Here is a 26,117-nt window from a genome sequence, read left to right on the forward strand (position 1 = left end):
AACATCACGGGCAAGGCGGCGGAAGCGGCGCTGGGCGCGGCACACATCACGGTGAACAAGAACGCGATCCCGAACGATCCGGAAAAGCCGTTCGTGACGAGCGGGATCCGTCTGGGTTCGCCGGCGATGACGACGCGCGGCTTCGGCGCGGCGGAAGCGGAGACGGTCGGCAACCTGATCGCCGATGTGCTGGAGGCGCCGGAAGATGCGGCGACGATCGAGCGCGTCCGTGGTCTGGTCGCGGAGCTGACCAAGCGTTTCCCGGTCTACGGCTAACACGCGGCAATCGGGTTCAACCGCCAGCGCGATTGAATCTCGTCCGCACCGAAGCAGCGTAAAAAAATCCGGCTCGCAAATCGCGAGCCGGATTTTTGCGCTGTGTGCGAATCGGTGTCGCGTCACACCGTCGGATCGACGTTCGCCTCGAGTTCGCGAATGCGCTCGTCATTGCGCGTGTCCTTGAGCATCGGCGGCCCGGCGAAGGTCTTGCGCACACCGAATCCGTACCAGATGACCATCAGCGCCGCCACGAACGCGACGAGCACGTAGAGCACTTTCTCGTTCGGCGGCTGGATGCCGACGTATGCGAGCACGCAGGCGCCCACCAGCGCGAGCAGCGCGCACGGCTTCGACCAGATGCCCAGCTGGAACGGGCCCTTTTCGGTCCATGTGCGGCCTTCGGCGAGCATCCCCGAGCCGAGGGGCATCGCATACGAGATGAACAGGAACACGGCGCTGCCCGCGCTCAACACCGAGAACGCGTCGCCGTACAGCGTGACGGCGATGGCAAGCACCGCGCACGTCCAGATCGCGGGCCCGGGCGTCCGGTGGTTGTGATTCACGCTGCGCAGCAGTTTCGACGCGGGCAGCCCGCCGTCGCGCGCGAACGCGTACATCATGCGCGAGGTCGACATGATCGCCGCGAGCCCGCACACGTAGTTGATGAAGAACATCGCGAGCTCGAGGCACACGCGCAGCGTCTTCGGAATCGGCGCGAGGATGGCTTCGAAGAAGCCGGTGCCCTGTTTCATCGCGGCGGTCAGGTCCGGCATGACGAGCACGAACGCGCACACCATCACGTAGCCGAACGCCGCGGACCAGAACACCGAGCCGATGATGCCGCGCGGCACGTTTTTCGCCGCGTCGTGCGTTTCTTCGGACGTGTGCGCGGATGCGTCGAAGCCCGTGATCGTGTAGGTCACCAGCAGCAGGCCGGACAGGAACGCGAGCGGCGTGGCCTGTTTCGGCCAGGCGCCGCCGTCGACGCCCGTGTAATTGGTGAAGGTGACGAGCCGATGCAGGTCGAACGCGACCGGCGAGTAGGCCAGCAGCGACACGACCAGCGCGATCGTCACGACGAAGATCAGATAGCCGGACAGGTCGGTGATCTTGCTCGCGATCCTGATGCCACGTGCGTTCAGGACTGCCTGCGAAAGGGTGATGATCGCGATGAACGCGGTCTGATGCCACCATGTCAGGCTGTCCGGACTGACGCCGAACATCGGTGCGATCAGCGTCTTGAAGAACGGATCGTAGGTGCCGAAGTTGATCGCCGCGATCACGAAGATCAGGCCGATCAGGTTGAGCCATGCCGTCATCCACCCCCATTTCTTCCCGCCGAGGATCGCGCCCCAGTGATAGAGGCCGCCGGCGGTCGGAAACGCGGACGCGATCTGCGACATCGACACCGCGACGATCAGCGCGAACAGCGAGCCGAGCGGCCAGCCGAGGCCGATCGATGCGCCGCCGGCCGCGGAAAACGCCAGCTGAAACGCCGTGATGCCGCCCGACAGAATGCAGATCACCGAAAACGACACGGCGAAGTTCGAGAAGCCGTTCATGCGTCTCGACAGCTCCTGCGCGTATCCCATCTTGTGGAGAAGGCTTACGTCACTGTCGGTGCCTGTATCAGGCTGGATTTTCGCATCCATGTTCGCTCCGTCACGAATGTCCTGCGAGGCAGGACCGTCATCGCTGCCCGGGCCCGGCACGGCGGCCCGCTCCTGGAATTCGTCGGTGGCGCGCGATGTCATGCGGTGACGACGGGCGCGCGCCGGTCCGATACGGGAACGGTATGAAGCCAAATCTCGCGGCGATATCGGATTTCGGCAATGCGGTGAAACTCCGGATGCGTGCACCGTTCGGGGGCATCGCATGGCGGGGTGAAACTTTGTAAGAAATCCGTACGGATCGGGGCGTGAGTCGGCCGGGGAATACCCGCGACGGCCTACTCGATTTGCTGCCGGCCGTGTTTCGGTCCGAAGCGCGCGCGGTAGTCGTGCGGCGTTATCCCGACCCGCTTCGCGAACGCACGTTGCAGTGCATCCACGCTGCCGAACCCCGAACGTTGCGCGACCCGTTCGAGCGGCCAGTCTGCCCGCTCCAGCAGCACCTTCGCGCGCTCGACCCGCGCGGCCAGCACGAATTGCGCGGGCGGAAGCCCCGTCTCCTTGAGGAAATTGCGCGCAAACGTCCGCTCGCTCATGTGCAGGCGCGCGGCCAGCGCGGCGACGCCGAGGTCGCCGGTCGGGTCGTCGGCGATTGACGTGAGCAGCGCGCGCATCGGCGGTGTCGCGTTTGCCTGGATGTCGAGGCCGACGCTGAATTGCGCCTGTCCGCCGGGGCGGTGCATGAAGAGCACGAGCTCGCGTGCGACCGCGAGCGCGGTCGGCGCGCCGCAGTCGGCTTCGACGAGCGCGAGACACAGGTCGATGCCTGCCGTCACGCCGGCCGACGTATGAAACGGCGGATCGCTCACGTAGATCGCATCCGGCTCGACCCGCACGTCAGGGCATAGCGCCTGCAGCGTCGCACACTGATTCCAGTGCGTGGTTGCGCGCCTGCCGTCCAGCCATCCGCCCGCGGCGAGCACGAACGCGCCCGTGCAGATGCTCGCGATGCGCCGCGTGTTCGCGATCCGGGGGCGCAGCCACGGCAGCACACCGGCGTTCGACGCCGCGTGTCGCAGCGCCGCTTCGCTGCCGCCCGCGACGACGATCGTGTCGATGCGTTCGGGCAAGGCCGCAAGCGCGGTCGGGCCAGCAAGACGCAGGCCCGCATGCGTGACGATGTCGTGACCATGCTGTGACGCGAGCGTGAGCCGATAGCGCGGGACATGGCCGGGAAGGTGACGGTTCGCGACAGCGAACACTTCCATCGGGCCCGTGATGTCGAGTGACTGGACGCCTTCGAAGCCGACGACGACGATGTCGCGCGCTGAACCGGTTGACTGGGACATGGCGGAAAGTGCGGTGGAGTTGTCCTTGTGACCGCGAGCATGATCCTTGTAATTTTCCGGACATGCAATCGATTGACTCGGGTGGGCGATGCGGGAACGGAACAGAAACGGGGCGGCACGCGTGGCAATGGTGCTGATCGTGTGCGCGGTGCTGGGCGCGTGCATGTCGGGGCAGCCCGGGCCGTCGGTCGCGCACGGCGCCCGAACGGTCAAGCAAACGCTGACCGTGAACGTACCGAAAGCGGGTCGCACGCGGCCGCTCGTTGCGATCGTCGCGGACAATGCAGGAACGGAGACGACCGATTTCATGGTCCCGTACGCGATTCTGAAGACGTCGGGCGCTGCCGATGTCGTGGCTGTGTCGGTCGACGCCAGCGCGGTCGAACTGATGCCCGCACTGCGGATGCTGGCGGATACGACGTTCGACCGATTCGACGCGGCCGTGCCTTCGGGGGCCGACATCGTGATCGTGCCTGCGCTGCATCGAGCCGACCGGCCGGCCGTACTGGCATGGCTGCGCAAGCAAGCCGCTGCCGGCGCCACGATGGTGGCGATCTGCGATGGCGCGGCGGTGCTCGCGAACGCCGGGCTGTTGCGGGACCGTATGGCGACCGCGCACTGGTACTCGCGTGCCGGGCTGCGTCGCCGTTTTGCCGATACCGCGTGGCTCGACGATCGACGCTACGTGATGGATGGCAACGTGATGACGACGGCCGGTGTGTCGGCGTCGATTCCCGCGTCGCTTGCGTTGGTGAATGCACTGGCGGGGCCGGTGGTGGCGCGCGAAGCGGCACGCAACATCGGCGCGGAGGGATGGAGCGACGTTCACGACGGCAGCCGGTTCGGTTTGACCGCGCGTGCCGTGGCGACCGCGCTGACGAATCGCGTCGCGTTCTGGCGGCATCGGACGTTCGATCTGCCGGTCGCGAGCGGATTCGATGAACTCTCGGTTGCGCTCAGCGCCGATGCATGGGCGCGGACGTGGCGCAGCGACGTCGTCGCAACGGCGGACGCGCGCGTGATCGAATCGAAGCACGGGCTGCGCCTCCTGACGCAGCCGGCCGATACCGGCCACCCGCGCGTCACGATTCCCGCGGGACGGCGGGGTGACGGTGTGCTGCCCGGTGTGCTCGGAGACGTCGCGGCGCGCTACGGCGACGCGACGTCGGACTGGGTGGCCCTGCAACTCGAGTATGCGCGGTAGCGGCTGCGGCGCTGATGAACCCCCGAAGCAAACAACGCCCGAGCGGAATGACGTTCCGCTCGACGAGCCCGGCGTGTGCCAGCGGAAATGCGCGCAGCCCATCGCGCGCGCCTTCCACCGACTTGCATTCGGCGTTGAGCGCGAACGCGGGCGATGCGTCGTGACGAACGAATTGCGCTCAGACCGTTGCCGTTCGCCGCTCCGTCAACCGATTCCACAGCATTCCGGCGCGGCTCCCGCTTCCGCAATACGCGAGCACGGGCTTCGGCAGCGCATCGACCAGCGCGCCGAACGCATCGACTTCCGCGTCGCCGATCCGGTCGCGTTCGACCGGCAGATAGCGCGCGTCGAGGCCGAGTTCGCGCGCGGCGGCGGCGATTTCCTCGAAGGCCGGCTGATCGGCGCTTTCGCCGTCCGGCCGATTGCAGATCACCGCGCGAAAGCCCGCGTTGTGAATCGCTTTCAGGTCCGCCGGCGAGATCTGTCGCGACGCGGTGAAGCCGGTCGCCGTCGCGGCACGGCATTGCTCGAGCGCGCGCGCGAAACACGCGATCGCGAAATCGACGTCCTGCTCCGTCGTGAAGCGGCCGAAGCTGACGCGCACCGTGCGGCCCGCGGCTTCGGCGTCGAGGCCGATCGCGGTCAACACGTGGGACGGCGCGCCGCTCATCGAGTTGCACGCGGAGGTCGACGACACGGCGAGCGCATCGCCGAGCATGAACGGGAAGAAGCCCGGCACGTTCACCGTGAGGCTCAACGTGTGCGGGATGCGGCGTGCCGCCGCCGCGTTGTGCGTGATGCCGCCGAGCGCGAGCAGCGCGTCCTTCAGGCGTGCGCTGAGCGCCGCGATGCGCACGGCTTCGCGCTCGAGTTTTTCGGCGGCCAGCTCGCAGGCGGTGCCCATTCCGACGATCTGGTGCGTCGCGAGCGTGCCCGAGCGCAGGCCGCGCTCGTGTCCGCCGCCGTGGATCTGCGGCGCGATGTGGTCGGCGATTTCGCGGCGGACGAACAGCGCGCCGATGCCCTTGGGCCCATACACCTTGTGCGCGGACATCGACAGCAGATCGATGCCGAGCGCGCGCACGTCGATCGGCGTCTTGCCGAGCGCTTGCGCGGCGTCGACGTGCAGCAGCGCGCCGGCCGCATGCACGATGCGCGAGATCGCGCCGATGTCGGTCAACGTGCCGAGTTCGTTGTTGACGAGCATCAGCGACACCAGGCCCGTGTCGGGGCCGATCGCCGCGGCCACGGCGTCGACGGTGATTTCGCCGTCGGCGGTGGGCGACAGGCAGGTCGCGGTCATGCCGCGCTTCGACAGGTTCGCCATCGTGTCGAGGATGGCCTTGTGTTCGAGGCGGCTCGTGATCAGGTGGCGCTTGTCGGTCGCGGTCTCCGCATAGCCTTTCAGCGCGAGGTTGTTCGATTCGGTGGCGCCCGACGTCCAGACGATCTCGTCGGCGTCCGCGCCGATCAGCGCGGCGACCTGCGCGCGCGCATGCTCGACTTTTTCCTTCGCCAGCCGGCCGGCGGCGTGCGAGCTCGACGCGGGATTGCCGAAGATGCCGTCGGCACCGAGGCAGGCCGTCATCGCTTCGATCACGCGGGGATCCGCGGGGGTGGTGGCCGCGTAGTCGAGGTAGTGCAGCGGGGTGGTGTCGCTCATGTCCTTCTCTGGCTCGTTCTTTTCGTAACGGGAGAAATGATACGAGGAGGAGCGGGGAAAAAGGATCCAAAAACGGTTGGATGTTCACCAATTTGAAGAAAAATATTCCATCGAGGCCGATCTGGATGGAATCGGATCCTGCCGCCGCCTGGCGACACCCGGCAACGATCCGCCGATGTCCATGAGGGATTCCCCCGGTGACGCACGCGTCCGGGCCATTTCGCCGGTGCGCGCCGCGCGTTCCGCGCTGTCCGCTGACGCCTCCCGCAGCGATCCGCCGATTATTTGCGTTTCGCGAATGGCGCGTTCGCCGGTTGTTCCATACCCGATCTGCGTGCGCGCACCTATCGTTCGGGCGTCGGCTGATTGAATTCGACGCCTGCAACCGGACAGGCGGCCGCCACTTCCTCGTGACTCACGTCGCATCGCACACACAAGACAACGGACCCGGCTCATGCACGGACGCCCCCGGCGCGTGCAGGCGGACCGGTCCACGGAGACGGACATGAAAGCAAACGAGTGGGATACCTCCTATGAGTGGAAGGCGGTGACGCTGCTGGCGCTCGGTTTCGGGCTGGTCGGCCTCGACCGCTGGCTCATCGCGCCGCTGTTCCCTTCGATCATGAAGGATCTGCACCTGACCGCGCAGGACGTCGGCAACTGCATCGGCGTGCTCGGCCTGTCGTGGGGCATCTTCGCGGCGCTGATGGGCGGCATTTCCGACAAGATCGGCCGCCGCAAGGTCCTGATCCCGGCGATCATCGCGTTCTCGCTGCTGTCCGGCTTCTCGGGGCTCGCGGGCGGGCTGCTCGGCCTGATCGCGATCCGCGGGCTGATGGGCGTCGCCGAAGGCTCGTTCTGCCCGACCAGCTTCGCGGCCACCGCCGACGCGTCGCATCCGCGGCGGCGCGGCCTGAACCTCGGGCTGCAGCAAAGCGGCTTCGCGCTGTTCGGGCTCGCGCTGTCGCCGATCATCGCGACGCAACTGCTCAACGTCGTATCGTGGCGCTGGGTGTTCGCGCTCGTGGCGATTCCCGGGCTGATCCTCGGCGCGATCATGTTCTTCGTGATCCGCGAACCGAAGCGCGCGAAGGAGGTGGTGACGGAACATGCGCCGGCGTCGCTCGGCCACGTGCTGAAGAGCCGCAACATCCTCGTCGCGATGGCCGCGCTGTGCTGCGCGATGACCGGCGTGTTCGTGCTCGGCGCGCTGTTGCCGCTGTACCTGACGGATTACCTTGCGCTCGGCACGCAGAAGATGGGCCTCGTGGTGTCGGCGATCGGTTTCGGCGGCTTTCTCGGACAGTTCGGGCTGCCGGGCCTCTCCGACCTGGTGGGCCGGCGCCTCGCGAGCATCGTCGGTTTTGCCGGCACGGCGGTGATGCTCTACGTTTTTCGCGGGCTGGGCCCGCAGCCGCTCGTGCTGTTCGTGGTGCTGTTCGTCGCGTCGTTCTTCACGCTCGGGCTGGTGTCGCTGCTCTCGGGCCCGGTGGCGACCGAAGCCGCGCCCGTCGGCCTCGTGTCGACGTCGATCGGCGTGGTGGTCGGTTGCGGCGAGATCTTCGGCGGCGGCATCGCACCGGCGATGGGCGGCTACGTCGCCGCACACTTCGGGATCCAGAACATTCTGTGGCTGCCGATGGGCGCAGTGCTGCTCGGCATCGTGGTCAGCCTGCTGCTGCGGGAAACCGCGCCGGCCGTGCTGCAGCGTCGCGTGGGCTTGCAGCCGGAGCTGTCGGCGGGCAAGCAGCCGTAACGTACCGCGCGGTGTTACCCGCGCCCGGGGCGCCGGCGAGATTGACACCCGCCTGGTGACAGTGTGACGCGTTCGGCTTGACCCAACCGGCCGGCCGGTGCGGTTAGACTGCCGGTTTCGCTTTCGGAAAGGGCGCAGCATGGACCGGTTTCTGAGCATCGAGGCGTTCGTCAGGGTCGCGGAGGCGAGCAGTTTCGCGGAAGCGGCGCGACAGCTTGGGGTCACCAGTTCGGTCGTGACGAACCGCATCCAGCAGCTGGAGAAGTTCGTCAACGCACCGCTGTTCCATCGCAGCACGCGCCACGTGCGCCTGTCCGAAGTGGGCGAGACCTTCTACCGCGAATGCGCCGAGGTGGTCGGGCGCGTCAACGAGCTGACCGACCAGATGCGCGAACTGCGCGCGACGCCGACCGGACGGCTGCGTATCCAGATGCTGCCCGGTTTCGCGCTCGATCACTTCGGCGTGCCGCTCGCCGAGTTCAATCGCCGCTACCCGGGCATTCAGCTCGACATCATCGTCAATGACCGTGTCGTGGACCCCGTCGAAGAAGGGTTCGACATCGCGTTCCAGATCTTCCCGCCGATATCCGAGTCGCTGATCGAGCGGCGACTGTTCGTGGTCCGACGCCTCTTCTGCGCGGCGCCGGCCTACCTCGAAGCACATGGTGCGCCACAACATCCCCGCGAATTGCTGCAGCACACCACGGCGCTGTATTCCGGCTATCCGTCGCGCAACCGCTGGACCCTGACGCGCGGCGACGAAGTCGTCGAAATGGAGTTGCCCGGCATGATCCGCTCGAACTCCGTGCACCTGCTGCGCGAGTATGCGCTGACGGGCGGCGGTGTCGTGTGCCTGCCCACGCTGGTTGCGAGCGACGCGCTCGTCGCGGGCCGGCTGGTGCCCATCCTCACCGATTTCCAGATCGCGCCGCTGAGCTTCGCCGCCGTTTATCCCGCAACGCAGCGACAAGCGTTGAAGGTGAAGGCGCTGGTCGAATTCCTCGTCGAATACATCGGCGACGAGACGCCGTGGGACCGTCCGCTGCTCGAGCGCGGCTGGGTTCGCTGAACGAAGCGATTATTCGTGAATCGCAAATGCCGTAGTCGCGGTCCGTTGCCTTGTTGAGGGGCGCCCTTGCCCCTAGAGTTGAATCCAACAAGCGGTTCAACTCAGGAGACAGCAATGACCGACACGGCATTCCACACCGTCTTTGGCTCGCTCGACAGCCACGCCAAGGGCGAGATCGAAATCACCAGCGGCAGCGCAAAACACTACGCCTTCTCGAACGTCTTCGAGATCGCATCGAAGTCGGCGCCTTACGAAAAGGTCGTCGCCGGCAAGAACCTCGAATACGTGATCGAAGTGCTGCGGACCGAAGGCCAGTCGCCATGGTTCGCGTGCGCGCACGACGAGTTCGCGATCCAGATGGATGGCGAAGTCCGCATCGAATTCATCAAGCTCGACAACCCGCCGACCATCGGCCGCGGCACCGTGAGCGCCGGCACGCAGCCGGCGGGCCGCGAGATGGGCTACGTCGTCCTGCGCAAGGGGCATCAGGCGCTGCTGCCGGCCGGCTGCGCGTATCGCTTCGCTGCCGGCAAGCCGGGCGTCGCGCTCGTGCAGACCGTGCTCGGCGAGCTGTCCGTCGAGAAGTGGGCCGACATCTGCCTGCACTGATCCATTCGACTGCCCCGTTCAAATATTCCAGGAGACACCTTATGGCCACCCTCGAGACCCTCGATCTTTCCGCCGGCTTCGCCGCCGATCTGGTGCAGGCCACGGAAGCCGATGCCGTCACCGGCTACCGCCGCTTCCAGCTCGGCGAGTTCGCGTTCCAGCGCGACGAATACTTCGTGAAAATCAGCTGGCCGGCGAAAGGCCGGACGCGCACGCATGCGATGCCCGCGGACGCGTTCCTGCGCGCGATGATGCGCGACGTTGCGTGGGGCTTCTTCTACGGCTGGGTGAACTTCGATCACGTGTTCGGCACGCGCAATCACTACGGCAAGGTCGACGTCTACGCGGGCACGTTCAACGGAATCCTGAAGGAAGCCGGCGTCGACTACACCGAGACGTTCGAAACGCCGACGATCATGGCGACCTTCAAGGCCATGCTGCACGACTGGACCAACGAAGGCTTCGATCCGTTCGCCGCACCCGAGGAAACCGGCACGGCGTTCGGGCGCAAGCACGGCGAGAACGGCGCGGCGATCGAACGCACGCGCATCGCGACGCGCCGCATGCCGGGCCTCGAAGGCGACTCGCCGCTGCGCGACGCGCTGCCGGTCAACCGCGCGTTCCTCGACGTCGGCCAGGACGAGCCGGAAGTGCACGTGAAGCCGGGCTTCGAAGGCGAACTGCACGCGTTCAACCTGTTCAAGTACCTGTCGCGTTCGGACGTGACGTGGAATCCGTCGGTCACGTCCGTGTGTGGGCGCAGCCTGTTCTGCCCGACCACCGAGGAATTCATCCTGCCGGTGTTCCACGGCAACGACCGCGTCGAATGGTTCCTGCAACTGTCCGACGAAATCGTGTGGGACATCGGCGACAAGAACACCGGCGCGCCGCGCGCGCGCATCACGATGCGGGCCGGCGACATCTGCGCGATGCCCGCCGACATCCGGCACCAGGGCTACTCGACGAAGCGCTCGATGCTGCTGGTCTGGGAAAACGCGACGCCGGACCTGCCGCAGCGATACGAGAGCGGCGAGCTGGCGCCGTATCCGATCGCGTTCTAAGCAGCACTTCAGCAATAAATCGAGGACGATTCATGCAAACCCAACTCTTCATCGACGGGCGCTTCGTCGATGCCGTCGAGCGCGGCACCATCGACGTGCTCAATCCGCACGACGGCTCGCTGATCACGAAGATCGCCGCGGCCACATCGGCGGACGTGGACCTGGCGGTCGAAGCCGCCACCCGCGCGTTCCCGAAGTGGTCGGCAATGGCGGCGGCCGAACGCGGCCGGTTGCTGCTGCGCCTTGCCGACGCGATCGAAGCCAACGCCGAGGAGCTCGCGCAACTGGAATCGCTGGACACCGGTCATCCGATTCGCGATTCGCGCGCGCTCGACGTGCCGCGCACGGCGGCATGCTTCCGTTACTTCGGCGGCATGGCCGACAAGCTGCAGGGCTCGGTGATTCCCGTCGAAACCGGCTTCCTGAACTATGTGCAGCGCGCGCCGATCGGCGTCGTCGGCCAGATCGTGCCGTGGAATTTCCCGCTGATGTTCACGAGCTGGAAGATGGGCCCGGCGCTGGCGGCCGGCAACACGGTCGTGCTCAAGCCGTCGGAGATCACGCCGCTGTCGACGCTGCGCATCGTCGAGCTGATGGCCGAGGTCGGGTTCCCCGCGGGCGTCGTCAATATCGTCCCCGGCTACGGTCATACGGCAGGCCAGCGGCTTGCCGAACACCCAGGTGTCGGGAAGATCGCGTTCACCGGTTCGACGGCGACGGGCCGCCGGATCGTCGCGGCCTCGCAGGGCAACCTGAAGCGCGTGCAGCTGGAACTGGGCGGCAAGGGCGCGAACATCGTGTTCGACGATGCGAACCTCGATGCCGCCATCAACGGCGCCGCGTGGGCAATCTTTCACAACCAGGGGCAGGCGTGCATCGCGGGTTCGCGTCTCGTGCTGCATGAACGCATCGCCGACGCATTCCTCGAGCGCTTCGTGTCGCTGGCTTCGTCGATCCGCGTCGGCAACCCGCTGGACCCGGACACCGAGATGGGCCCGCTGACGTCGAAGCTGCACCTCGATCGCGTGCTGTCGTTCGTCGATGTCGCGCGCGAGCAGGGCGGCCGCGTGCTCGCGGGCGGCAGCGCGCCGCAGGATGCCGCGCTCGCCGACGGCTACTACGTGCGCCCGACCGTCATCGAAGCGAAGAGCGCCGCCGATCGCGTCGCGCAGGAGGAAGTGTTCGGCCCGTTCGTCACCGTGCTGCGCTTCGGCAGCGACGAGGAAGCGCTGTCGATCGCCAACGCGACCGAATACGGGCTCGGCAGCGGCCTGTGGACCAACGATCTGTCCCGCGCGCACAAGATGGCGTCGCGGATCGACGCGGGCATGTGCTGGATCAACTGCTACAAGCGCGTGAACCCGGGCAGCCCGTTCGGCGGCATCGGCAAGTCGGGCTACGGCCGCGAGATGGGCTTCGAGGCGATGCACGACTACACGGAAGCGCGCTCGGTGTGGGTCAACGTCGACGGCAAGGTGCCGCCGCACTTCAAGCGTTGAGGCTGAAATGGAGCGCTTCGTCTATCAGGGAACGCCGTCGCGCGTCGTGTTCGAATGGGGCGCGCTCGAACGGCTGCCGGACGAGCTGTCCGCGCTCGGCGCGCAGCGGGCGCTGATTCTGTCGACGCCCGAGCAGCAGCCGCTCGCCGAACGGGTCAGGCGCGTGCTCGGCGCGCGCGCGGCCGGCGTATGCGCGCAGGCCGTGATGCATGTGCCGATCGAAGTCGCGCGTGCCGCGCGCGAAATGGCGGCCGAGCTGGGCGCGGACTGCTGCATCGCGATCGGCGGCGGCTCGACGATCGGGCTCGGCAAGGCGATCGCGCTCGAGTCGTCGCTGCCGATCCTCGCCGTGCCGACGACTTACGCGGGCTCGGAAATGACGCCGATCTTCGGGCTCACGGAAGGCCGGCTGAAGCGCACCGGGCGCGACGCGCGCGTGCTGCCGCGAACCGTGCTCTACGACCCGTCCCTGACGCTGTCGCTGCCGCCGGGGATTTCGGCGGCGTCGGGCGTCAATGCGATGGCGCACGCGGTCGAAGCGCTCTACGCGGAAGATACGAACCCGGTGATCAGCCTGATGGCCGAGGAGTCGATTCGTGCGCTCGGCGAGGCGCTGCCGGAGATCGTTCGCATACCCGACGACCGCGAGATGCGCAGCCGCGCGTTGTATGGCGCATGGCTCGCCGGTACGTGCCTCGGCGCGGTCGGCATGGCGTTGCACCACAAGCTGTGTCATACGCTCGGCGGCACCTTCAACCTGCCGCATGCGCAGACGCACGCCGCGATATTGCCGCATACCGCGCACTACAACCATGCCGCGGCGCCCGACGCGCTGCGCCGTGTCGCGCGTGCGCTGGGCGGCATCGATGCGGCCGACGCCGGCACGCTGTTGTTCCGGCTGAATCGGCAACTGGGCCTGTCGCCGGCGCTTGCCGACATCGGGATGCCGGAAGCGGGCCTCGACGAAGCCGCCGACCTCGCCTGCCGGAATCCGTATGCGAATCCGCGGCCGATCGAACGTGCGCCGATTCGCGAATTGCTTCAGCATGCGTGGGAAGGGCGCGAGCCGCATTGAGCGGCCGGCTGCATCACAGGAGACGAACGTGACGAACGATCTTCATGACGACGGCGATACGCGGCTGACCGAGCAGGTCGTCGCCAGCTTCGACGATACGCCGAACCCGCGCTTGCGCGTGCTGATGCAGAGCCTCGTGCGGCATCTGCATGCGTTCGTCCGCGAGACGGAGCTGACCGAGGCCGAGTGGATGGCCGCAATCCGCTTCCTGACCGAAACCGGGCAGATGTGCGACGACGTCGTGCGTCAGGAATTCATCCTGCTGTCGGACACGCTGGGCGTGTCGATGCTGGTCGATGCGATCAATCATCGCTTCGCCACCGGCGCGACGGAAACGACCGTATTCGGCCCGTTCTACATCGAAGGCATGCCCGAGCGCGCGTATGGCGAGAACATGGCGTTCACGCCCGGCGCGCCTGTCGTCGTGCACGGCCGCGTGCTCGCCACAGATGGCGCGCCGGTGCGCGACGCCGTGCTCGACGTATGGCAGACCGCGGAGAACGGCATGTATTCCGGGCAGGACAAGGCGCAGCCGCACGGCAATCTGCGCGGCCGCTACCGGACCGACGCCGAAGGCCGTTATGCGATCACGACGATCCTGCCGGTCAGCTACCCGATTCCGACCGACGGCCCGGTCGGGAAGATGCTCGACGCCACCGGCCGTCATCCGTGGCGGCCCGCGCATCTGCACTTCATGATCGACGCGCCGGGCTATCGCAAGCTCGTCACGCATCTGTTCGACGAGGAGGATGCGTATCTGAAGTCGGATGCCGTCTTCGGCGTGAAGCCGTCGCTGATGGTGTCCTATCGTCCGCGTGCGGCGGGCGATGACCTCGCGCGCCGCGTCGGCTTGACGGGCGCATATCGCGAAGCGACATACGACTTCGTGCTCGACCGGAGTTGACCGACATGGCGCGATTCTTTGCAGTGTTTGCGACGGACCAGCCCGGGATGCGCGACGTGCGCGACCGCGTGCGGTCCACGCATCGGACGTACCTGCGCTCCGCCGCGCAGCACGGTGTGTATGTGCGGCTCGGCGGACCGACGCTCGATCCGCAGGGCGATGCGATGAACGGCACGCTGCTCGTCGTCGAGGCGGACGACATCGATGCGGTGATGCAGTTCGTCGGCAACGATCCGTACGTGAAGGAGGGGCTGTTCTCGCGGGTGGAGGTTCGACCGTGGGACTGGAGCCTCGGCAATCCCGAGCGGAGAGCGTGAGTCATGGGTGCCGCGCAACTCTGCCGCTTCTCTGATGTGCCGGACGGTGGGGCACGGGTCGTCGACGAAGCGCGTATCGGGCGTCCCGTCATCGTCGTGCGGCGTGGGGAGCAGGTGTGGGCGTATGTGAATCGTTGCCCGCATTTCTCGGTTCCGCTCGATTTCGTGCCGGGCAACGTTTCGTGCTACCGGTCCCAGGTGCTGATGTGTGCGCATCACAGCGCGCTGTTCAGGTTCGACGATGGCGTGTGCATCGACGGACCGTGTTCGGGCGCCGGGCTGGAAGCCGTGACTGTCGAGGTCGATTCGGCGGCCTGGGTGATTTGTCGGGGTGCTTGATTCGGAAGGTCGGATTGCCCAACGGCAGTCTGGACGCGCGGTAATCGCATTGCGCGGGATGAAATCGGGAATGAGCGGGATTTCATTCGTTCTGTTAAATCAGTAAAGCTAATCAAATACGAGTTTTTCCGACCCGGATGAATGCGAAGCCGGGCCGGGGGAGCCGTTGTTTCACGAAGCATCGGGCGAGACCCGCGAGACAGCGGGCGACCGGTTCGCATTGACAGAAAAAAGACGGAGACACAATGAAACTAAGGTTTGGAGCAGTCGCGATGCTTGTCATCGCGCAGGGTGCGTACGCGCAGAGCAGCGTGACGCTGTTCGGATTGATCGACAGCGGCATCTCGTATGTCAGCAACGAAGGTGGTGGAAAGAGCGTCAAGTTCGACGACGGCATCTTCACGCCGAACCTGTTCGGCTTGCGCGGAACGGAAGATCTCGGTGGCGGATATCACGCGACGTTCGCGCTCGTGAACCAGTTCTCGATGGCGAACGGCAGCATCATCGGGACCGGAATCTTCGGGCGCAATGCATACGTGGGCATCGAGAGCGACCGGTTCGGCGGCATCAGGCTGGGGAATCAGTACGACTTCATGGTGGATTCCCTGTTTGCGAAGGGGAACGCGATCTCGATGGATCTCACGGGGTTGTACGGGTTCAGGAATGGCCCGTTTCAGCGTCTCGCGCTGCCGGGCAATCCGACCGGCGCATTCGACTGGGACCGCACGGCAGGCAGCAAGCCGGTCGCGAATTCGGTCAAGTACAGCTCGCCGACGATCGCCGGGTTTTCCGGGGGCGTGATGTATGCGTTCGGCGGCGTGGCCGGTTCCGTCGGCGCGGACAATACCGTGAGCGTCGGGCTGAACTACGAAGTCGGAGCGTTCGGTATCGGTGCGGCCTATACGAACGAGAAGTATGGTCCGGCGCCGGGTACGCCGTCGACCAGTGTGCGCAACTGGGGCGTCGGGATGCACTACGACTTCGGCGCGGTCAGTGCAAAGGCGCTGCTGACGACCGTACGCAATTCGTTCAACGACGCAGGCGTGTGGATGGCCGAAGCAGGTGGCGTGTGGCGCATCAGGCCGGACGTCTTTCTCGGCGCGAAGTACATGTACATGAAGGGCAACGAAGCCGTGAACGACAACCATGCGCATCAGGTCAGCGTCGCGCTTCAGTACCTGTTGTCGAAACGGACGATGGTTTACGTGTCAGCGGATTATCAACGCGCGAACAGCGGCGCGAACGCGCAGATCAACGGCGTGCTCGATCCGAACGGGGCGTCGAGCTCGGCGAGTCAGGCCGTCGCGCGCGTCGGGGTGCATACGATGTTTTGACGGGGCGCCGGGCGGAACTTGCGTCAAGGTCCGCCCCCCGCCCCCGCACCGGACTACCTCGCGGCGGACGCTGCCTCCTTGGCCTTGTCCTGCTCCGCCGCGAGTGCCGCATCTGCCGCCTGCGCGCGCTGGATGGCCGGGCGCGCCAGCACGCGATCGATATAGGCGCGAATGCGCGGCGTCTCGGGCACCAGCTTGAACATCGTGGTCCAGTTCAGCGCGGAGCCCCACAGCACATCTGCGGCCGTGAAGCGCTCGCCCAGCAGCCAGGGCCCCTTTGCCAGTTGCGCATCGATCGCGTTGATGACGGTGTCGAAGTCGCCGTACGGCGACGTCGAATAGGCCGCGGGCGGACGATTCATCGAGCGGTCGACGATGGCCGGCTCGAAGCACGAACCATAGAACGTCATCCAGCGCAGGTACGGGCCGCGCAGTGAATCGCCGGGCGCCGGCGACAGGCCGGCTTCCGGATACAGTTCCGCCGCGTACATGTAGACGGCGGGCTGTTCGGTCACGATCGCGTCGCCGTGACGTAGCGCGGGCACCTTGCCCATCGGGTTGAGGCGCAGATATTCGGCGTCGTGATGTTTGCCCGCGGAGAGGTCGAACGCGTGCAGTTCGTAGTCGGCGCTCAGTTCCTCGAGCAGCATCCGCGCGCCGGCCGATCGGCTGCGCGGGGAGTGGTACAGGGTCAGGTGACGGTCTTGCGACATCGCGGGCTCCGGTGTGCGTTCGGGACAAGTATTCCAATGTAGGACGGCCGCGCGGCTTCGTCTTGGAAAAATCCGCTGTGGCGGTGCATCATCACGCGGTCACCTCAACGGTTCGTCATCATGGCCGACTTGCGTAACGTGACCGAGACGCCCAAAGGCGTCGTCGGCCCGAAAGCCTTCAATCAGCGCTTCCGCCTGAATCGCTATTACCCGTGTGCCGAACTGGCCGGGGTGCTGGATCACCACTGGATCGTCGAATGGGATCTGCGCGACCAGCCGCCGTACGTGCAGCGCACGCTGCCGTATCCGTGCGTGAATCTGGTGTTCGACCGGCGGCGGACGGGGATCTTCGGTGTGGTGTCGGGGGCGTTCGAGACGACGCTGGCCGGCGCCGGCAGGGTGATCGGCTTGCGGTTTCGGCCGGGGGCGTTTCGGGCGTTCTTCGGCAAGCCGGTGCATTTGTCGACCGACAAGGTGCTGCCGGTGTCGACGCTGCTCGATTGCGGCGATGCAGAAGCCGAAGACGCCGTGCTCGGGGCCGAAGATGATGCCGGGATGGTGGCCGCCGCGGAGGCGTTGCTGTTGCGCGTGCTGCCGCCGGCCGATCCGCAGGTCGAGCGCATTCATGGCATCTTGCAGATGCTGCAGCAGGACCTCGGGCTCACGCAGGTGCGCGATCTGGCCGAGCGCGCAGGGTTGAGCGAGCGCACGCTGCAGCAGCTCTTTTCCAACCATGTGGGCGTGACGCCGAAGTGGGTGATCTGCCGTTCTCGCCTGCATGAGGCCGCGGACAAGCTCGCCGGCGGCGAGCCGGTCGATCTCGCGGAACTGGCTCATTCGTTGGGGTATTTCGACCAGGCGCATTTCACGCGCGATTTTCGGAAACTGGTGGGGAAGGCGCCGGCGGAATATCGGCGGGAGGATGGACGGGATGAGGGTGCCGACTCCTGATCGGCGACCGCACCATGGGTCATTTCACGCGGTGGATGCGTTGCCGGTCATTCCGCCCTATAGTGCTCGTCGTTGACCGATCTGCCAGAAAATCAGGAGTTCGTCGTGCCGCACAGGAAATCCAAGTTGGGTCGCTCGAAATTCGCGTGGGCCGTCGCCGTGGCGGTGATGCTGGCGCCAGTGGCGGTGCATGCACAGGCGGCGTCTGTCGACGGCTCGACGCGCAACGCGCCCGCTGTCGGTCAAGACACGTCGCACGTCCGGCCGATTGTCGGCGACGATCCGGTTGCCATCCGGGATGCGCTGAAGAAGCAGCATTTCAGCGCCGCCGCACCTTCCTTGAGTGCACGGGTTCGCGGCCTCGTCTCCAACGCGACCGACCGGCACGGCCCGAATCCCGACCTGGCGCCCATCAATCTCGATCGTGACGTGACATTCGTGGTGCCGGTGCGGTATGGGCTGAGGTATCAGTCGCAGCGGCACCTGTTGACGCTGGACGTCGACCTGTTCGACGCGGAGCGCGACGACCGGACGCGCATCCTGCTCAGAAAGGTCACGACGGGGCCACGAGGGCGAGGGCTCGTGATCGCACCCGAAGCGAAGGCAAAAGGGTACATCCAGCAGGTCGACATCATCGAGCTTGAGTCCGGGCAAGGGAAGAAGAGCACGGTTCGCAGCCGCATGCGAATTTCGCCTGCCGTGTACGCCCAGGCGCATGGCGACTTCGCGCTCGTTTTATCGGGGCGCCTGGTTAGGCCTTACCTGACCGAACAGACCGAGCATGCCGATCCGAGCATCGAGGAGCCGACGGACATTACGACCCGGATCTCCAGGCTGCACATGGATCTCCAATCCATCTCGCTGGTGAGCCCGTCGAGCGGGGTTGTGTTGTCGAAGAAGCTGAGTTTGTCGAAGTAGCGATTTTCTTGGGCGGGGTGGTGATGCTGATCGGATGCCGGTTTGCCCGGACCCTCACTCCACCGTCACCGATTTAGCAAGATTCCTCGGCTTATCGATATCCGTTCCCCTTGCCAACGCCGCGTGATAAGCCAGCAACTGCATCGGCACCGTATGCAGAATCGGCGAAAGCGGCCCGTAGTACTCGTTGAGCCGAATCACCTCGATCCCTTCACTCGGCACCAACCCGCAGTCCACATCGGCGAACACGAAAAGCCTGCCGTTCCGCGCACTGACCTCGTGCATGTTCGACCTGAGCTTTTCGAGCAGCACGTCATTTGGCGCCACGGCAATGACGGGCATTTCATTACTGACCAACGCCAGCGGCCCATGCTTCAACTCCCCGGCAGGATAAGCCTCCGCGTGGATATACGAAATCTCCTTCATCTTCAGCGCGCCTTCGAGCGCAATCGGATAATGCATCCCGCGTCCGAGAAACAGCATGTTGTCGCGTCGCGCGAGCAGCTCCGACCAGCCCATGATCTGCGGTTCCAGCGCGAGCACCTTCGACATCGCATCGGGCAGATGCCGCAGCGCACGCAGATGCGCCTTCTCGTCGTCATCGCTCAACCGCCCGCGCACCTGCGCCAGTGACAAAGTCAGCAAGAACAACGCCACGAGCTGCGTCGTGAAAGCCTTCGTCGAAGCCACGCCGATCTCGATTCCCGCACGCGTGACGAACTGCAGCGCGCAGTCGCGCATCAGCGCACTCGTCGCGACGTTGCAGATCGCGAGCGTATGCATCATCCCGCGCTGCTTCGCGACATGCACGGCGCCGAGCACGTCGGCCGTCTCGCCGCTCTGCGACACCGCGACGACCAGCGTGCGCGGATTCGGGACGCTGTCGCGATAGCGAAACTCGCTCGCGATCTCGACGCTCGTCGGCAGCTGCGCGATGCTCTCGATCCAGTATTTCGCGGTCAGCGCCGCGTGATAACTGCCGCCGCACGCGAGCAGCAACACCGAATCGACATCGTTGAACACGCGCCACGCGCCGTCGCCGAAGAGCTCGGGCATGATCGATCCGACATCGAGCAACGTATCGGCCACCGCCTGCGGCTGCTCGAAGATTTCCTTTTGCATGTAGTAGCGATACGCGCCGAGGTCCGCTGCGCCGCTGTGCGCGGCCACGCGCTGCACCGCGCGCTCGACGCGCTGTCCGGCCGCATCGACGATCCAGTAGCGATGCAGCTGAATATCGGCGACGTCGCCATTCTCGAGGTAGGCGATGCGATCGGTGATGCCCGACAACGCGATCGCATCCGATGCCAGGAAATTCTCGCCATCGCCGACACCGACGACGAGCGGCATCCCGTCGCGCGCACCGACGATCCGGTGCGGTTCGTCGCGGCACATCACCGCGATCGCATAGCTGCCGCGCAGCCGCGCGACCGCGCGGCGCACCGCGTCGAACAGGTCGCCGTCATACAGGTGGTCGATCAGATGCGCGATCGCTTCGCTGTCGGTCTGGCTCGCGAACACGTAACCGTGCGCCTGCAATTGCGCGCGCAGTTGATCGCAGTTCTCGATGATCCCGTTGTGCGACAGCGCGATGCGCGCGTTGTCGTCGCTCGGCGAGAAGTGCGGGTGCGCGTTGAGCGTGACGGGCGCGCCATGTGTTGCCCAGCGCGTATGCGCGATGCCTGTGTAGCCGGACAGCGCGTGCGCGGCGATCTCGCGCTGCAGGTTGGCGACGCGGTCGACGCTGCGCGCCCGTGCCAGCGCACGGTCGCGATAGACCACGACGCCGCACGAGTCGTAGCCGCGGTATTCGAGCCGCTTCAGCCCGTCGACGAGGTTCGGCAGGATGTCCCGCTGGGCAACCGCCCCGACAATTCCACACATATCGCGCTCCGTAAATGTCCTGTCTGGACCCGTGACAGCGATGGTAGAAGCGGTTGAATGGAATTAAATTTCAAAATACGTAAGAAAATGAAACAAGCAATAGATCTGATATCGTGTTGAAATTAAATTTCACAACCTTGACCGGAAGGAGCCACCCGTGGCCGGCATCACGCTCGACGATCTCGACCTGCGCATTCTCGCGATCCTGCAGGACGACGCATCGGTGTCGAATCTGCAACTCGCCGAGCGCGCGCTGTCGTCGCCGCCGACGTGCATGCGCCGCGTGCGGCGGCTGACGGAAGCGGGCGTGATTCGCCGCCAGGTCGCGGTGCTCGACCCGGTCGCGATCGGCACGGCCGTCACGGCCTTGATCGAGATCAGCCTCGACCGGCAGGCGGCGGAAGACTACGACGCGTTCGAAGCTTACGTGTGCGCGGAGCCGGCGGTCACGCAGTGCTACCGCGTGTCGCCGGGGCCGGATTTCGTGGTGGTGGCCGATCTGGCCGACGTCGCCGAATACGACGCATTCGCGCGGCGGCTGTTCACCGGCGCATCGAACGTCCGCAACGTGCGGACGTTCTTCTCGACGCATCGCGCGAAGTTCGAGGCGAACGCGCGGGTCACGCATGCGATGCGCAAGCGCGGCGACGACTAGACCGCACGACACACGTCGAACGTGTACACGAGCGATGTCAGAACGCGAACGTCTGCTGCCTCGGATGGCGCTCGCCGCGCGCGAACCCGGCGCCTTCGAGCGACAGCAACGCGCGTTTCCGTTCGATGCCGCCTGCATAACCGGTCAGGCTGCCGGACGCGCCGATCACGCGATGGCACGGCACCATGATCGACACGGGATTGCGGCCGACCGCGCCGCCGACGGCGCGTGCGGCACTCATCGGCAGCCCGACGCGTTCGGTGATGTCGCCGTACGACACGAGCTCGCCGAAAGGAATCGCGAGCAATTCCTTCCACACGCTGCGCTGAAACGCGGTGCCGCGCAGATGAATCGGCACCGAGAAGGTTTCGCGCGTGCCGGTGAAATATTCGGCGACTTCGTCGGCAACCTTGCGCGCGAGCGGCGACGCGTTGCGTGCATCCGCATCCGGTGCGACCGCCAGCGACGGATAGTATTTCTGGCCGACGAAGAAGAGGCCCGTCAGGGCATCGTCCTCGATACGGACGGCGATGTCGCCCAGCGGGCTCGGAATCAGATGAGCGGGAGTCATCGCGAAGCGTCTCCATGAAGGCGCCACACATGCAGTGCGGCATATGCGCGCCACGGTGCCCAGCGCGACGCATGCGGCGCGGATGATGCGATGCTGCGCGGACGCTCGGCGGCGGCGCGCGGTGCAAGCCACGCGTCGTCCGCGGGGAACGCGTTCGGCCAGGCCATCGCACGCATCGCGACATACTGCACAGCGCGTTCGTCGAAGCCGGGCAGCGCGCGCAACGCATCGAGCGTCGCGTCGAGCGGCGCCATCGGTTCGAGCGCGAGCGTGCTGTCCGCGACTGCACGCGCCAGCGTCACGATCGCCCGCGCCGCGTCACGTGTCACGCCGATGGCTTCGAGCGCCGCCGGCGGCACCGTCGCCAGCGTCGCGGCGGAAGGCAGCGCATGCGTGAGCCCCTGCGGTGCGTGGTCAACCGGCGTGCCGAAGCGTTCGGCCACGCACGCCAGCACCGCGCCTGCCTGTGTCTGCGCCAATCGTTCGCCCGCGATCGCACGAATCGCGATCTCGAGCCCGTCGAACGCGCCGGGCACGCGCAGGCCGGGCGAGCCGTCCGCGAGTTCGCCCAGATGCGCGTCGATCACGTCCGGGCGGCTGTCGAGATCGAACAGCCGCCGCACGCGCGCGAGCACGGCCGGGACGACGGGCGTCAGCGCGGGCGACACGGTCACCGCGAGCGCGAACCGCTGAGGCACGTGCGTGACGGACAGCCAGCCCGTCACCTGAGCGTCGCCGTGCCCGTTCGGCAGTGCGACGACGCGCGCATAGCCGTGCGCATCGATCCGCTCGACGCCGTCGATCTGGCGCTGCGCGAGAAAGCGCATCAACTCGGGCCATGCGAACGGCGGCCGATACGGTAGCGGGAAGGTCATGCTGCCATTGGCGGATGCGCCGGTGCCCTTGCGCAGGCGCAGCGGATTGAGGCCGTAGCGCTGGCGGAACAGATCGTTGAAGCGTCGCACGCTGCCGAACCCGGCAGTCGACGCAACCACGGCCACCGGCAGCGCGGTATCGGTCAGGAGGCGCTTGGCCATCAGCAGCCGGTGCGTCTGCGCGAATTCGACCGGCGACACGCCGAACTGCGTGGCGAAGATTCGGCGCAGATGGCGCTCGGTCACGCCGACTCGCCGCGCGAGCGCATCGACGGAGTGTTCGTTCAGGAAACCGTCCTCGATCAGCGACGCGCCCGCGTCGGCGAGATTGCCGGACAGGTCGAGCAGCCCGTGGCCCGGCGCGAGTTCGGGCCGGCACCGCATGCACGGCCGAAAGCCGGCTTTCTCCGCCGCGGCGGCGGTCGGGTAATAGCTGCAGTTGCGCGCCTTCGGCGGCTTCACCGGGCAAACGGGGCGGCAATACACGCCCGTCGTCGACACACCGACGAAGAACCAGCCGTCGAAACGGCGGTTCCGCGAAAGCAGGGCGTCGTAGCAGGTGTCTGGATCGAGGTGCATGAGACGACTGTAAACCATCCGCTCCGCCGATTCTGGCTGGAATCGGACATGTGTCTTGACGCGCCGGCTCGCGTCATGCCCCCGTTTCGAACGCAGGAAAGTCCCGAAAAAACGGTTAATGCCACTCTGCGGAACAGTCATCTCTTTTTGCGTGGCTGGATTTGAGATGACTCATCGAAATCCCCGACTGACACGGCACCGGGCCAAGCCCTATGCTTTGAAAAACGTTTTCCAGAACTCGACGGACGAGCGGCCGTGCCACGCAAGGGGCGTGGCCGCCGTCCGCCCCGGCGCCCGTCGCCGGTCACGGACAGACAACATCCAGCGGCGCGACGGGCGCGGCCGCGCATCGGAGACACTCATGCAATCTGCCGTCGTCGGCGCGGTGCGCGCGGCCGCCAGCCGCTACCGCTGGACCGTCTGTGCGCTGCTGTTCTTCGCGACCGTCATCAACTACATGGATCGACAGATCCTCGGCCTGCTCGCGCCGATGCTCCAGCACGACATCGGCTGGAGCCAGGTGCAGTACGGCCGCATCGTGATGGCGTTTTCCGCGTTCTACGCGATCGGCCTGCTCGGCTTCGGGCGCATCGTCGACTGGCTCGGCACGCGCATCTCGTATGCGGTCGCGATGCTGGTGTGGAGCATCGCGGCGATGCTGCACGCGGCGGTCGGCTCCGTGATGGGCTTCGCGGCCGTGCGTGCGCTGCTCGGGATCGGCGAGGGCGGCAACTTCCCGGCCGCGATCAAGACGACGGCCGAATGGTTTCCGCGTCGCGAGCGCGCGCTCGCCACCGGCATCTTCAATTCGGGCGCGAACATCGGCGCGGTGTTCGCGCCGGCGATCATCCCGGCGATCGCGGTGGCCTACGGATGGCGCGCGGCGTTCGTGATCATCGGCGCGATCGGCATCGTGTGGCTCGCGGTCTGGCTGGTGATGTATCGCACGGCCGACACGCGCGCGCTCGCCGCCGAATACGACGAGCCGCGCGACGAAGCCGAAGCGCTCGACGCGGCGAACGCGGATGCCGGCGCGCCGCGCTGGGGCGAACTGATCCGCAAGCGCGAAACGTGGGCGTTCCTGATCGGCAAGTTCCTGACCGACCCGGTGTGGTGGTTCTACCTGTTCTGGCTGCCGAAATGGCTCAACGAGTCGCGCGGGATGGACATGCAGCATATCGGCCTGCCGCTCGTGTGCATCTATGCGCTGACGACGGTCGGCAGCATCGGCGGCGGCTGGCTGTCGTCGATGCTATTGCGCGCGGGCTGGAGCGTGAACGGCGCGCGCAAGACGGCGATGCTGATCTGCGCGTGCTGCGTGCTGCCGATCGCATTCGTGTCGCAGGTGCAGAGCCTGTGGATCGCGGTGCTGATCGTCGGCCTCGCGGCGGCCGCGCACCAGGGCTGGTCGGCGAACCTGTTCACGACGGCGTCCGACCTGTTCCCGCGCCGCGCGGTCGCGTCGGTGGTCGGCATCGGCGGGATGGCCGGTTCGATCGGCGGCGTGCTGTTCTCGGAAGTGATCGGCCAGGTACTGCAACGCACGGGCCACTACTGGGTGCTGTTCGCGATCGGCGCGCTGGCCTATCTGCTCGCGCTGGCGGTCATGCACATGCTCACACCGAAGATGAAGCCCGCGAAGCTCGACGCTTGATCGCGTGCCGGAAAACGAACGCGCCGCCCCGGAGGCGGCGCGTTTTCATTTGCGATGGACGGAAACGAAGTGACGACGAACAGGCGGCAGGCGGCGGACGCGACCGCGCGCTTCAACCGGCCGCGGCCGTCGACGCACGCATGATCAGCCGCGGCTCGAACGTCGAATAGCTCGCGTCGGTGCGCCCGGCGAGCGCGTCGATCAGCTTCTGCATCGCGAGTTCGCCCATGTTCTCGCTCTGGATGTCGATGGTGGTCAGCGCGGGCGCCGCGTATGCGCCGTACGGCACGTTGTCGACGCCGGCGACGGACACGTCCTGCGGCAGCCGGAACCCGAGCGACGCGGCTTCCTTCATGAAGCCGAGCGCGATCAGGTCGTTGTAGCAGATCACGGCTTGCGGGCGGTGCGGCCCGAGCATCACGCGCGAACATGCGCGCTCGCCGGCTTCGGCGGTCGGCGCATGCGCGTCGTGCACGTCGAGCGTGAGCCCCGCTTCGGCGAGACAGTCGCGCGCGCCCTGGATCCGTTCGTCGTTCACGCGCGCGGTGCCGAAACCGAGGTACGCGATGCGCGTATGGCCGAGATTGAGCAGGTGACGCGCGAGCATGTAGGTGGCGAGCCGGTTGTCGATGCCGACGCTCGGAATCGGCAGGCCGGGGCTGCGACGCAGCAGCACGAGCGGCTTGTGCAGGTCGAGCATCCAGCCGGCCTGGTCGTCGGGCATCCGCGTGCTGACGATCAGCCCGTCGACGCGTTGCGCGAGCGCCTCGATCAGCGAGCGTTCGCGCGCCTGGTTCTCTTCGGTATCGACGAGCAGCAGCGTGTAGTCGTGTTGAAGCGCGACGCGGTTCGCGCCCTTGACGACGTTCGTGAAGTGCGGGTTGCTGATGTCGAGGATCACGAGGCCGATGGTGCGCGTGCGCCCGGTGATCATCGAGCGCGCGAGCGGGTTCGAACGGTAGCCGAGCCGCTCGATCGCTTCCTTGAGCCGCGCTTCGACGGTCGGCGAAAAGCGCTGCGTGCCGTTCACATACTTGGATACCGTCGCGACCGACACGCCGGCTTCCGCCGCCACGTCGCGGATCGTCGGGGAAACTTTTTTCATCGGAAGGGTAACGTTTTCGTTCGATTGCACCGGATTGTGGCAGAAAAAGCCGGCGTCCGGCCGCCGACCGATATCGGGAAAGTGCGGATGACTGCGAGCGGATTCGACCATTGACGGTCGGCTTTTGTCCCGCGTATAGTTGGA

General features: G+C 66.3%; 24 protein-coding genes and 1 pseudogene. 17 read left to right on the forward strand and 8 right to left on the reverse strand.

Annotated features, from left to right (window positions below):
- A pseudogene (gene glyA / locus HWX22_RS17770) lies at window positions 1-276 on the forward strand (serine hydroxymethyltransferase); the annotation flags it as partial.
- A 122-nt stretch (window positions 277-398) separates the two neighbouring features.
- On the opposite strand, the gene HWX22_RS17775 reads toward glyA, so the two are convergent.
- Window positions 399-1,931, reverse strand: coding sequence for an amino acid permease (locus HWX22_RS17775; RefSeq protein WP_175916129.1), 1,533 nt, complete (start codon window positions 1,929-1,931; stop codon window positions 399-401).
- Window positions 1,932-2,227: 296 nt separating this feature from the next.
- Window positions 2,228-3,238: a helix-turn-helix domain-containing protein gene (locus tag HWX22_RS17780; protein ID WP_175916130.1), complete on the reverse strand. Its 1,011-nt coding sequence runs from the start codon at window positions 3,236-3,238 to the stop codon at window positions 2,228-2,230.
- 88 nt (window positions 3,239-3,326) lie between these two features.
- Here HWX22_RS17780 and HWX22_RS17785 point away from each other — a divergent pair, with 88 nt between their 5' ends.
- A complete protein-coding gene (locus tag HWX22_RS17785) occupies window positions 3,327-4,442 on the forward strand; it encodes a DJ-1/PfpI family protein (RefSeq protein ID WP_175916131.1) in 1,116 nt (371 codons plus the stop codon).
- Between the two features lie 178 nt (window positions 4,443-4,620).
- Here HWX22_RS17785 and HWX22_RS17790 read toward each other — a convergent pair whose 3' ends face one another.
- A complete protein-coding gene (locus tag HWX22_RS17790; RefSeq protein WP_175916132.1) occupies window positions 4,621-6,105 on the reverse strand; it encodes an aminotransferase class V-fold PLP-dependent enzyme in 1,485 nt (494 codons plus the stop codon).
- A 76-nt stretch (window positions 6,106-6,181) separates the two neighbouring features.
- Between HWX22_RS17790 and HWX22_RS17795 the strand changes: the two genes are divergently transcribed.
- The 11 genes from HWX22_RS17795 (at window position 6,182) to HWX22_RS17845 (ending at window position 16,068) form a co-directional block, all read left to right on the forward strand.
- On the forward strand, window positions 6,182-6,475 hold the full coding sequence (locus tag HWX22_RS17795) for a hypothetical protein (RefSeq protein ID WP_175912444.1): 294 nt from the start codon (window positions 6,182-6,184) through the stop codon (window positions 6,473-6,475).
- 135 nt (window positions 6,476-6,610) lie between these two features.
- Window positions 6,611-7,861 (forward strand): MFS transporter, encoded by a 1,251-nt coding sequence (locus HWX22_RS17800; RefSeq protein WP_175912445.1) that lies wholly within the window; start codon window positions 6,611-6,613, stop codon window positions 7,859-7,861.
- Between the two features lie 139 nt (window positions 7,862-8,000).
- The gene (locus tag HWX22_RS17805; protein WP_175916133.1) at window positions 8,001-8,930 is read left to right on the forward strand and encodes a LysR family transcriptional regulator; all 930 of its coding nucleotides are present in this window, start codon (window positions 8,001-8,003) and stop codon (window positions 8,928-8,930) included.
- A gap of 114 nt (window positions 8,931-9,044) precedes the next feature.
- Window positions 9,045-9,539, forward strand: a complete 495-nt coding sequence (locus HWX22_RS17810) for a hypothetical protein (RefSeq protein WP_059819734.1) — start codon at window positions 9,045-9,047, stop codon at window positions 9,537-9,539.
- A 41-nt stretch (window positions 9,540-9,580) separates the two neighbouring features.
- A complete protein-coding gene (locus HWX22_RS17815; RefSeq protein WP_175912447.1) occupies window positions 9,581-10,600 on the forward strand; it encodes a hydroxyquinol 1,2-dioxygenase in 1,020 nt (339 codons plus the stop codon).
- 32 nt (window positions 10,601-10,632) lie between these two features.
- The gene (locus HWX22_RS17820) at window positions 10,633-12,099 is read left to right on the forward strand and encodes an aldehyde dehydrogenase family protein (RefSeq protein WP_175912448.1); all 1,467 of its coding nucleotides are present in this window, start codon (window positions 10,633-10,635) and stop codon (window positions 12,097-12,099) included.
- A 7-nt stretch (window positions 12,100-12,106) separates the two neighbouring features.
- A complete protein-coding gene (locus HWX22_RS17825) occupies window positions 12,107-13,174 on the forward strand; it encodes a maleylacetate reductase (RefSeq protein ID WP_175916134.1) in 1,068 nt (355 codons plus the stop codon).
- Window positions 13,175-13,202: 28 nt separating this feature from the next.
- Window positions 13,203-14,078: an intradiol ring-cleavage dioxygenase gene (locus HWX22_RS17830; protein WP_175916135.1), complete on the forward strand. Its 876-nt coding sequence runs from the start codon at window positions 13,203-13,205 to the stop codon at window positions 14,076-14,078.
- 5 nt (window positions 14,079-14,083) lie between these two features.
- Window positions 14,084-14,395, forward strand: coding sequence for a YciI family protein (locus HWX22_RS17835; RefSeq protein ID WP_059532344.1), 312 nt, complete (start codon window positions 14,084-14,086; stop codon window positions 14,393-14,395).
- Window positions 14,396-14,398: 3 nt separating this feature from the next.
- Window positions 14,399-14,734 carry a Rieske 2Fe-2S domain-containing protein gene (locus HWX22_RS17840; protein ID WP_175912454.1) on the forward strand — a complete coding sequence of 112 codons (336 nt, stop codon included), beginning with the start codon at window positions 14,399-14,401 and terminating at the stop codon, window positions 14,732-14,734.
- 245 nt (window positions 14,735-14,979) lie between these two features.
- A complete protein-coding gene (locus HWX22_RS17845; RefSeq protein WP_175916136.1) occupies window positions 14,980-16,068 on the forward strand; it encodes a porin in 1,089 nt (362 codons plus the stop codon).
- Between the two features lie 53 nt (window positions 16,069-16,121).
- Here HWX22_RS17845 and HWX22_RS17850 read toward each other — a convergent pair whose 3' ends face one another.
- Complete coding sequence (locus HWX22_RS17850) at window positions 16,122-16,781, reverse strand: glutathione S-transferase family protein (RefSeq protein WP_175912457.1); 660 nt, start codon at window positions 16,779-16,781, stop codon at window positions 16,122-16,124.
- A 120-nt stretch (window positions 16,782-16,901) separates the two neighbouring features.
- On the opposite strand from HWX22_RS17850, the gene HWX22_RS17855 reads away from it, so the two are divergent.
- The gene (locus tag HWX22_RS17855; protein WP_175916137.1) at window positions 16,902-17,732 is read left to right on the forward strand and encodes a helix-turn-helix domain-containing protein; all 831 of its coding nucleotides are present in this window, start codon (window positions 16,902-16,904) and stop codon (window positions 17,730-17,732) included.
- Between the two features lie 168 nt (window positions 17,733-17,900).
- Window positions 17,901-18,650 carry a hypothetical protein gene (locus HWX22_RS17860; protein ID WP_244135243.1) on the forward strand — a complete coding sequence of 250 codons (750 nt, stop codon included), beginning with the start codon at window positions 17,901-17,903 and terminating at the stop codon, window positions 18,648-18,650.
- Between the two features lie 54 nt (window positions 18,651-18,704).
- Here the strand turns inward: HWX22_RS17860 and glmS are convergent, their stop codons facing one another.
- On the reverse strand, window positions 18,705-20,534 hold the full coding sequence (gene glmS, locus HWX22_RS17865) for a glutamine--fructose-6-phosphate transaminase (isomerizing) (protein WP_175916138.1): 1,830 nt from the start codon (window positions 20,532-20,534) through the stop codon (window positions 18,705-18,707).
- A 157-nt stretch (window positions 20,535-20,691) separates the two neighbouring features.
- On the opposite strand from glmS, the gene HWX22_RS17870 reads away from it, so the two are divergent.
- On the forward strand, window positions 20,692-21,189 hold the full coding sequence (locus HWX22_RS17870) for an Lrp/AsnC family transcriptional regulator (protein ID WP_175916139.1): 498 nt from the start codon (window positions 20,692-20,694) through the stop codon (window positions 21,187-21,189).
- A gap of 37 nt (window positions 21,190-21,226) precedes the next feature.
- Here the strand turns inward: HWX22_RS17870 and HWX22_RS17875 are convergent, their stop codons facing one another.
- The gene (locus tag HWX22_RS17875; protein ID WP_175916140.1) at window positions 21,227-21,760 is read right to left on the reverse strand and encodes a methylated-DNA--[protein]-cysteine S-methyltransferase; all 534 of its coding nucleotides are present in this window, start codon (window positions 21,758-21,760) and stop codon (window positions 21,227-21,229) included.
- Entirely contained in the window at window positions 21,757-23,232 is a 1,476-nt protein-coding gene (locus tag HWX22_RS17880) for a DNA-3-methyladenine glycosylase 2 family protein (RefSeq protein ID WP_175916141.1), read from the reverse strand. Before HWX22_RS17880 ends, HWX22_RS17875 begins: the two co-directional genes overlap by 4 nt.
- A gap of 343 nt (window positions 23,233-23,575) precedes the next feature.
- Here HWX22_RS17880 and HWX22_RS17885 point away from each other — a divergent pair, with 343 nt between their 5' ends.
- Entirely contained in the window at window positions 23,576-24,868 is a 1,293-nt protein-coding gene (locus HWX22_RS17885) for an MFS transporter (RefSeq protein WP_175916142.1), read from the forward strand.
- Window positions 24,869-24,980: 112 nt separating this feature from the next.
- Here the strand turns inward: HWX22_RS17885 and HWX22_RS17890 are convergent, their stop codons facing one another.
- Window positions 24,981-26,084 (reverse strand): LacI family DNA-binding transcriptional regulator, encoded by a 1,104-nt coding sequence (locus tag HWX22_RS17890; protein WP_059690394.1) that lies wholly within the window; start codon window positions 26,082-26,084, stop codon window positions 24,981-24,983.
- Window positions 26,085-26,117: the final 33 nt, after the last annotated feature.

It is taken from the genome of Burkholderia sp. BCC1638 (assembly GCF_902833195.1).
GTDB lineage: Bacteria > Pseudomonadota > Gammaproteobacteria > Burkholderiales > Burkholderiaceae > Burkholderia > Burkholderia diffusa.

Coding starts and splice junctions, on each gene's coding strand:
- HWX22_RS17790 (WP_175916132.1), bottom strand. CDS start 6,105: ATGAGCGACACCACCCCGCTGCACTACCTCGACTACGCGGCCACCACC.
- HWX22_RS17845 (WP_175916136.1), top strand. CDS start 14,980: ATGAAACTAAGGTTTGGAGCAGTCGCGATGCTTGTCATCGCGCAGGGT.
- HWX22_RS17775 (WP_175916129.1), bottom strand. CDS start 1,931: ATGGATGCGAAAATCCAGCCTGATACAGGCACCGACAGTGACGTAAGC.
- HWX22_RS17810 (WP_059819734.1), top strand. CDS start 9,045: ATGACCGACACGGCATTCCACACCGTCTTTGGCTCGCTCGACAGCCAC.
- HWX22_RS17800 (WP_175912445.1), top strand. CDS start 6,611: ATGAAAGCAAACGAGTGGGATACCTCCTATGAGTGGAAGGCGGTGACG.
- HWX22_RS17855 (WP_175916137.1), top strand. CDS start 16,902: ATGGCCGACTTGCGTAACGTGACCGAGACGCCCAAAGGCGTCGTCGGC.
- HWX22_RS17875 (WP_175916140.1), bottom strand. CDS start 21,760: ATGACTCCCGCTCATCTGATTCCGAGCCCGCTGGGCGACATCGCCGTC.
- HWX22_RS17880 (WP_175916141.1), bottom strand. CDS start 23,232: ATGGTTTACAGTCGTCTCATGCACCTCGATCCAGACACCTGCTACGAC.
- HWX22_RS17850 (WP_175912457.1), bottom strand. CDS start 16,781: ATGTCGCAAGACCGTCACCTGACCCTGTACCACTCCCCGCGCAGCCGA.
- HWX22_RS17820 (WP_175912448.1), top strand. CDS start 10,633: ATGCAAACCCAACTCTTCATCGACGGGCGCTTCGTCGATGCCGTCGAG.
- HWX22_RS17840 (WP_175912454.1), top strand. CDS start 14,399: ATGGGTGCCGCGCAACTCTGCCGCTTCTCTGATGTGCCGGACGGTGGG.
- HWX22_RS17805 (WP_175916133.1), top strand. CDS start 8,001: ATGGACCGGTTTCTGAGCATCGAGGCGTTCGTCAGGGTCGCGGAGGCG.
- HWX22_RS17815 (WP_175912447.1), top strand. CDS start 9,581: ATGGCCACCCTCGAGACCCTCGATCTTTCCGCCGGCTTCGCCGCCGAT.
- HWX22_RS17785 (WP_175916131.1), top strand. CDS start 3,327: ATGCGGGAACGGAACAGAAACGGGGCGGCACGCGTGGCAATGGTGCTG.
- HWX22_RS17825 (WP_175916134.1), top strand. CDS start 12,107: ATGGAGCGCTTCGTCTATCAGGGAACGCCGTCGCGCGTCGTGTTCGAA.
- HWX22_RS17890 (WP_059690394.1), bottom strand. CDS start 26,084: ATGGTCGAATCCGCTCGCAGTCATCCGCACTTTCCCGATATCGGTCGG.
- glmS (WP_175916138.1), bottom strand. CDS start 20,534: ATGTGTGGAATTGTCGGGGCGGTTGCCCAGCGGGACATCCTGCCGAAC.
- HWX22_RS17885 (WP_175916142.1), top strand. CDS start 23,576: ATGCAATCTGCCGTCGTCGGCGCGGTGCGCGCGGCCGCCAGCCGCTAC.
- HWX22_RS17860 (WP_244135243.1), top strand. CDS start 17,901: ATGCTGGCGCCAGTGGCGGTGCATGCACAGGCGGCGTCTGTCGACGGC.
- HWX22_RS17780 (WP_175916130.1), bottom strand. CDS start 3,238: ATGTCCCAGTCAACCGGTTCAGCGCGCGACATCGTCGTCGTCGGCTTC.
- HWX22_RS17835 (WP_059532344.1), top strand. CDS start 14,084: ATGGCGCGATTCTTTGCAGTGTTTGCGACGGACCAGCCCGGGATGCGC.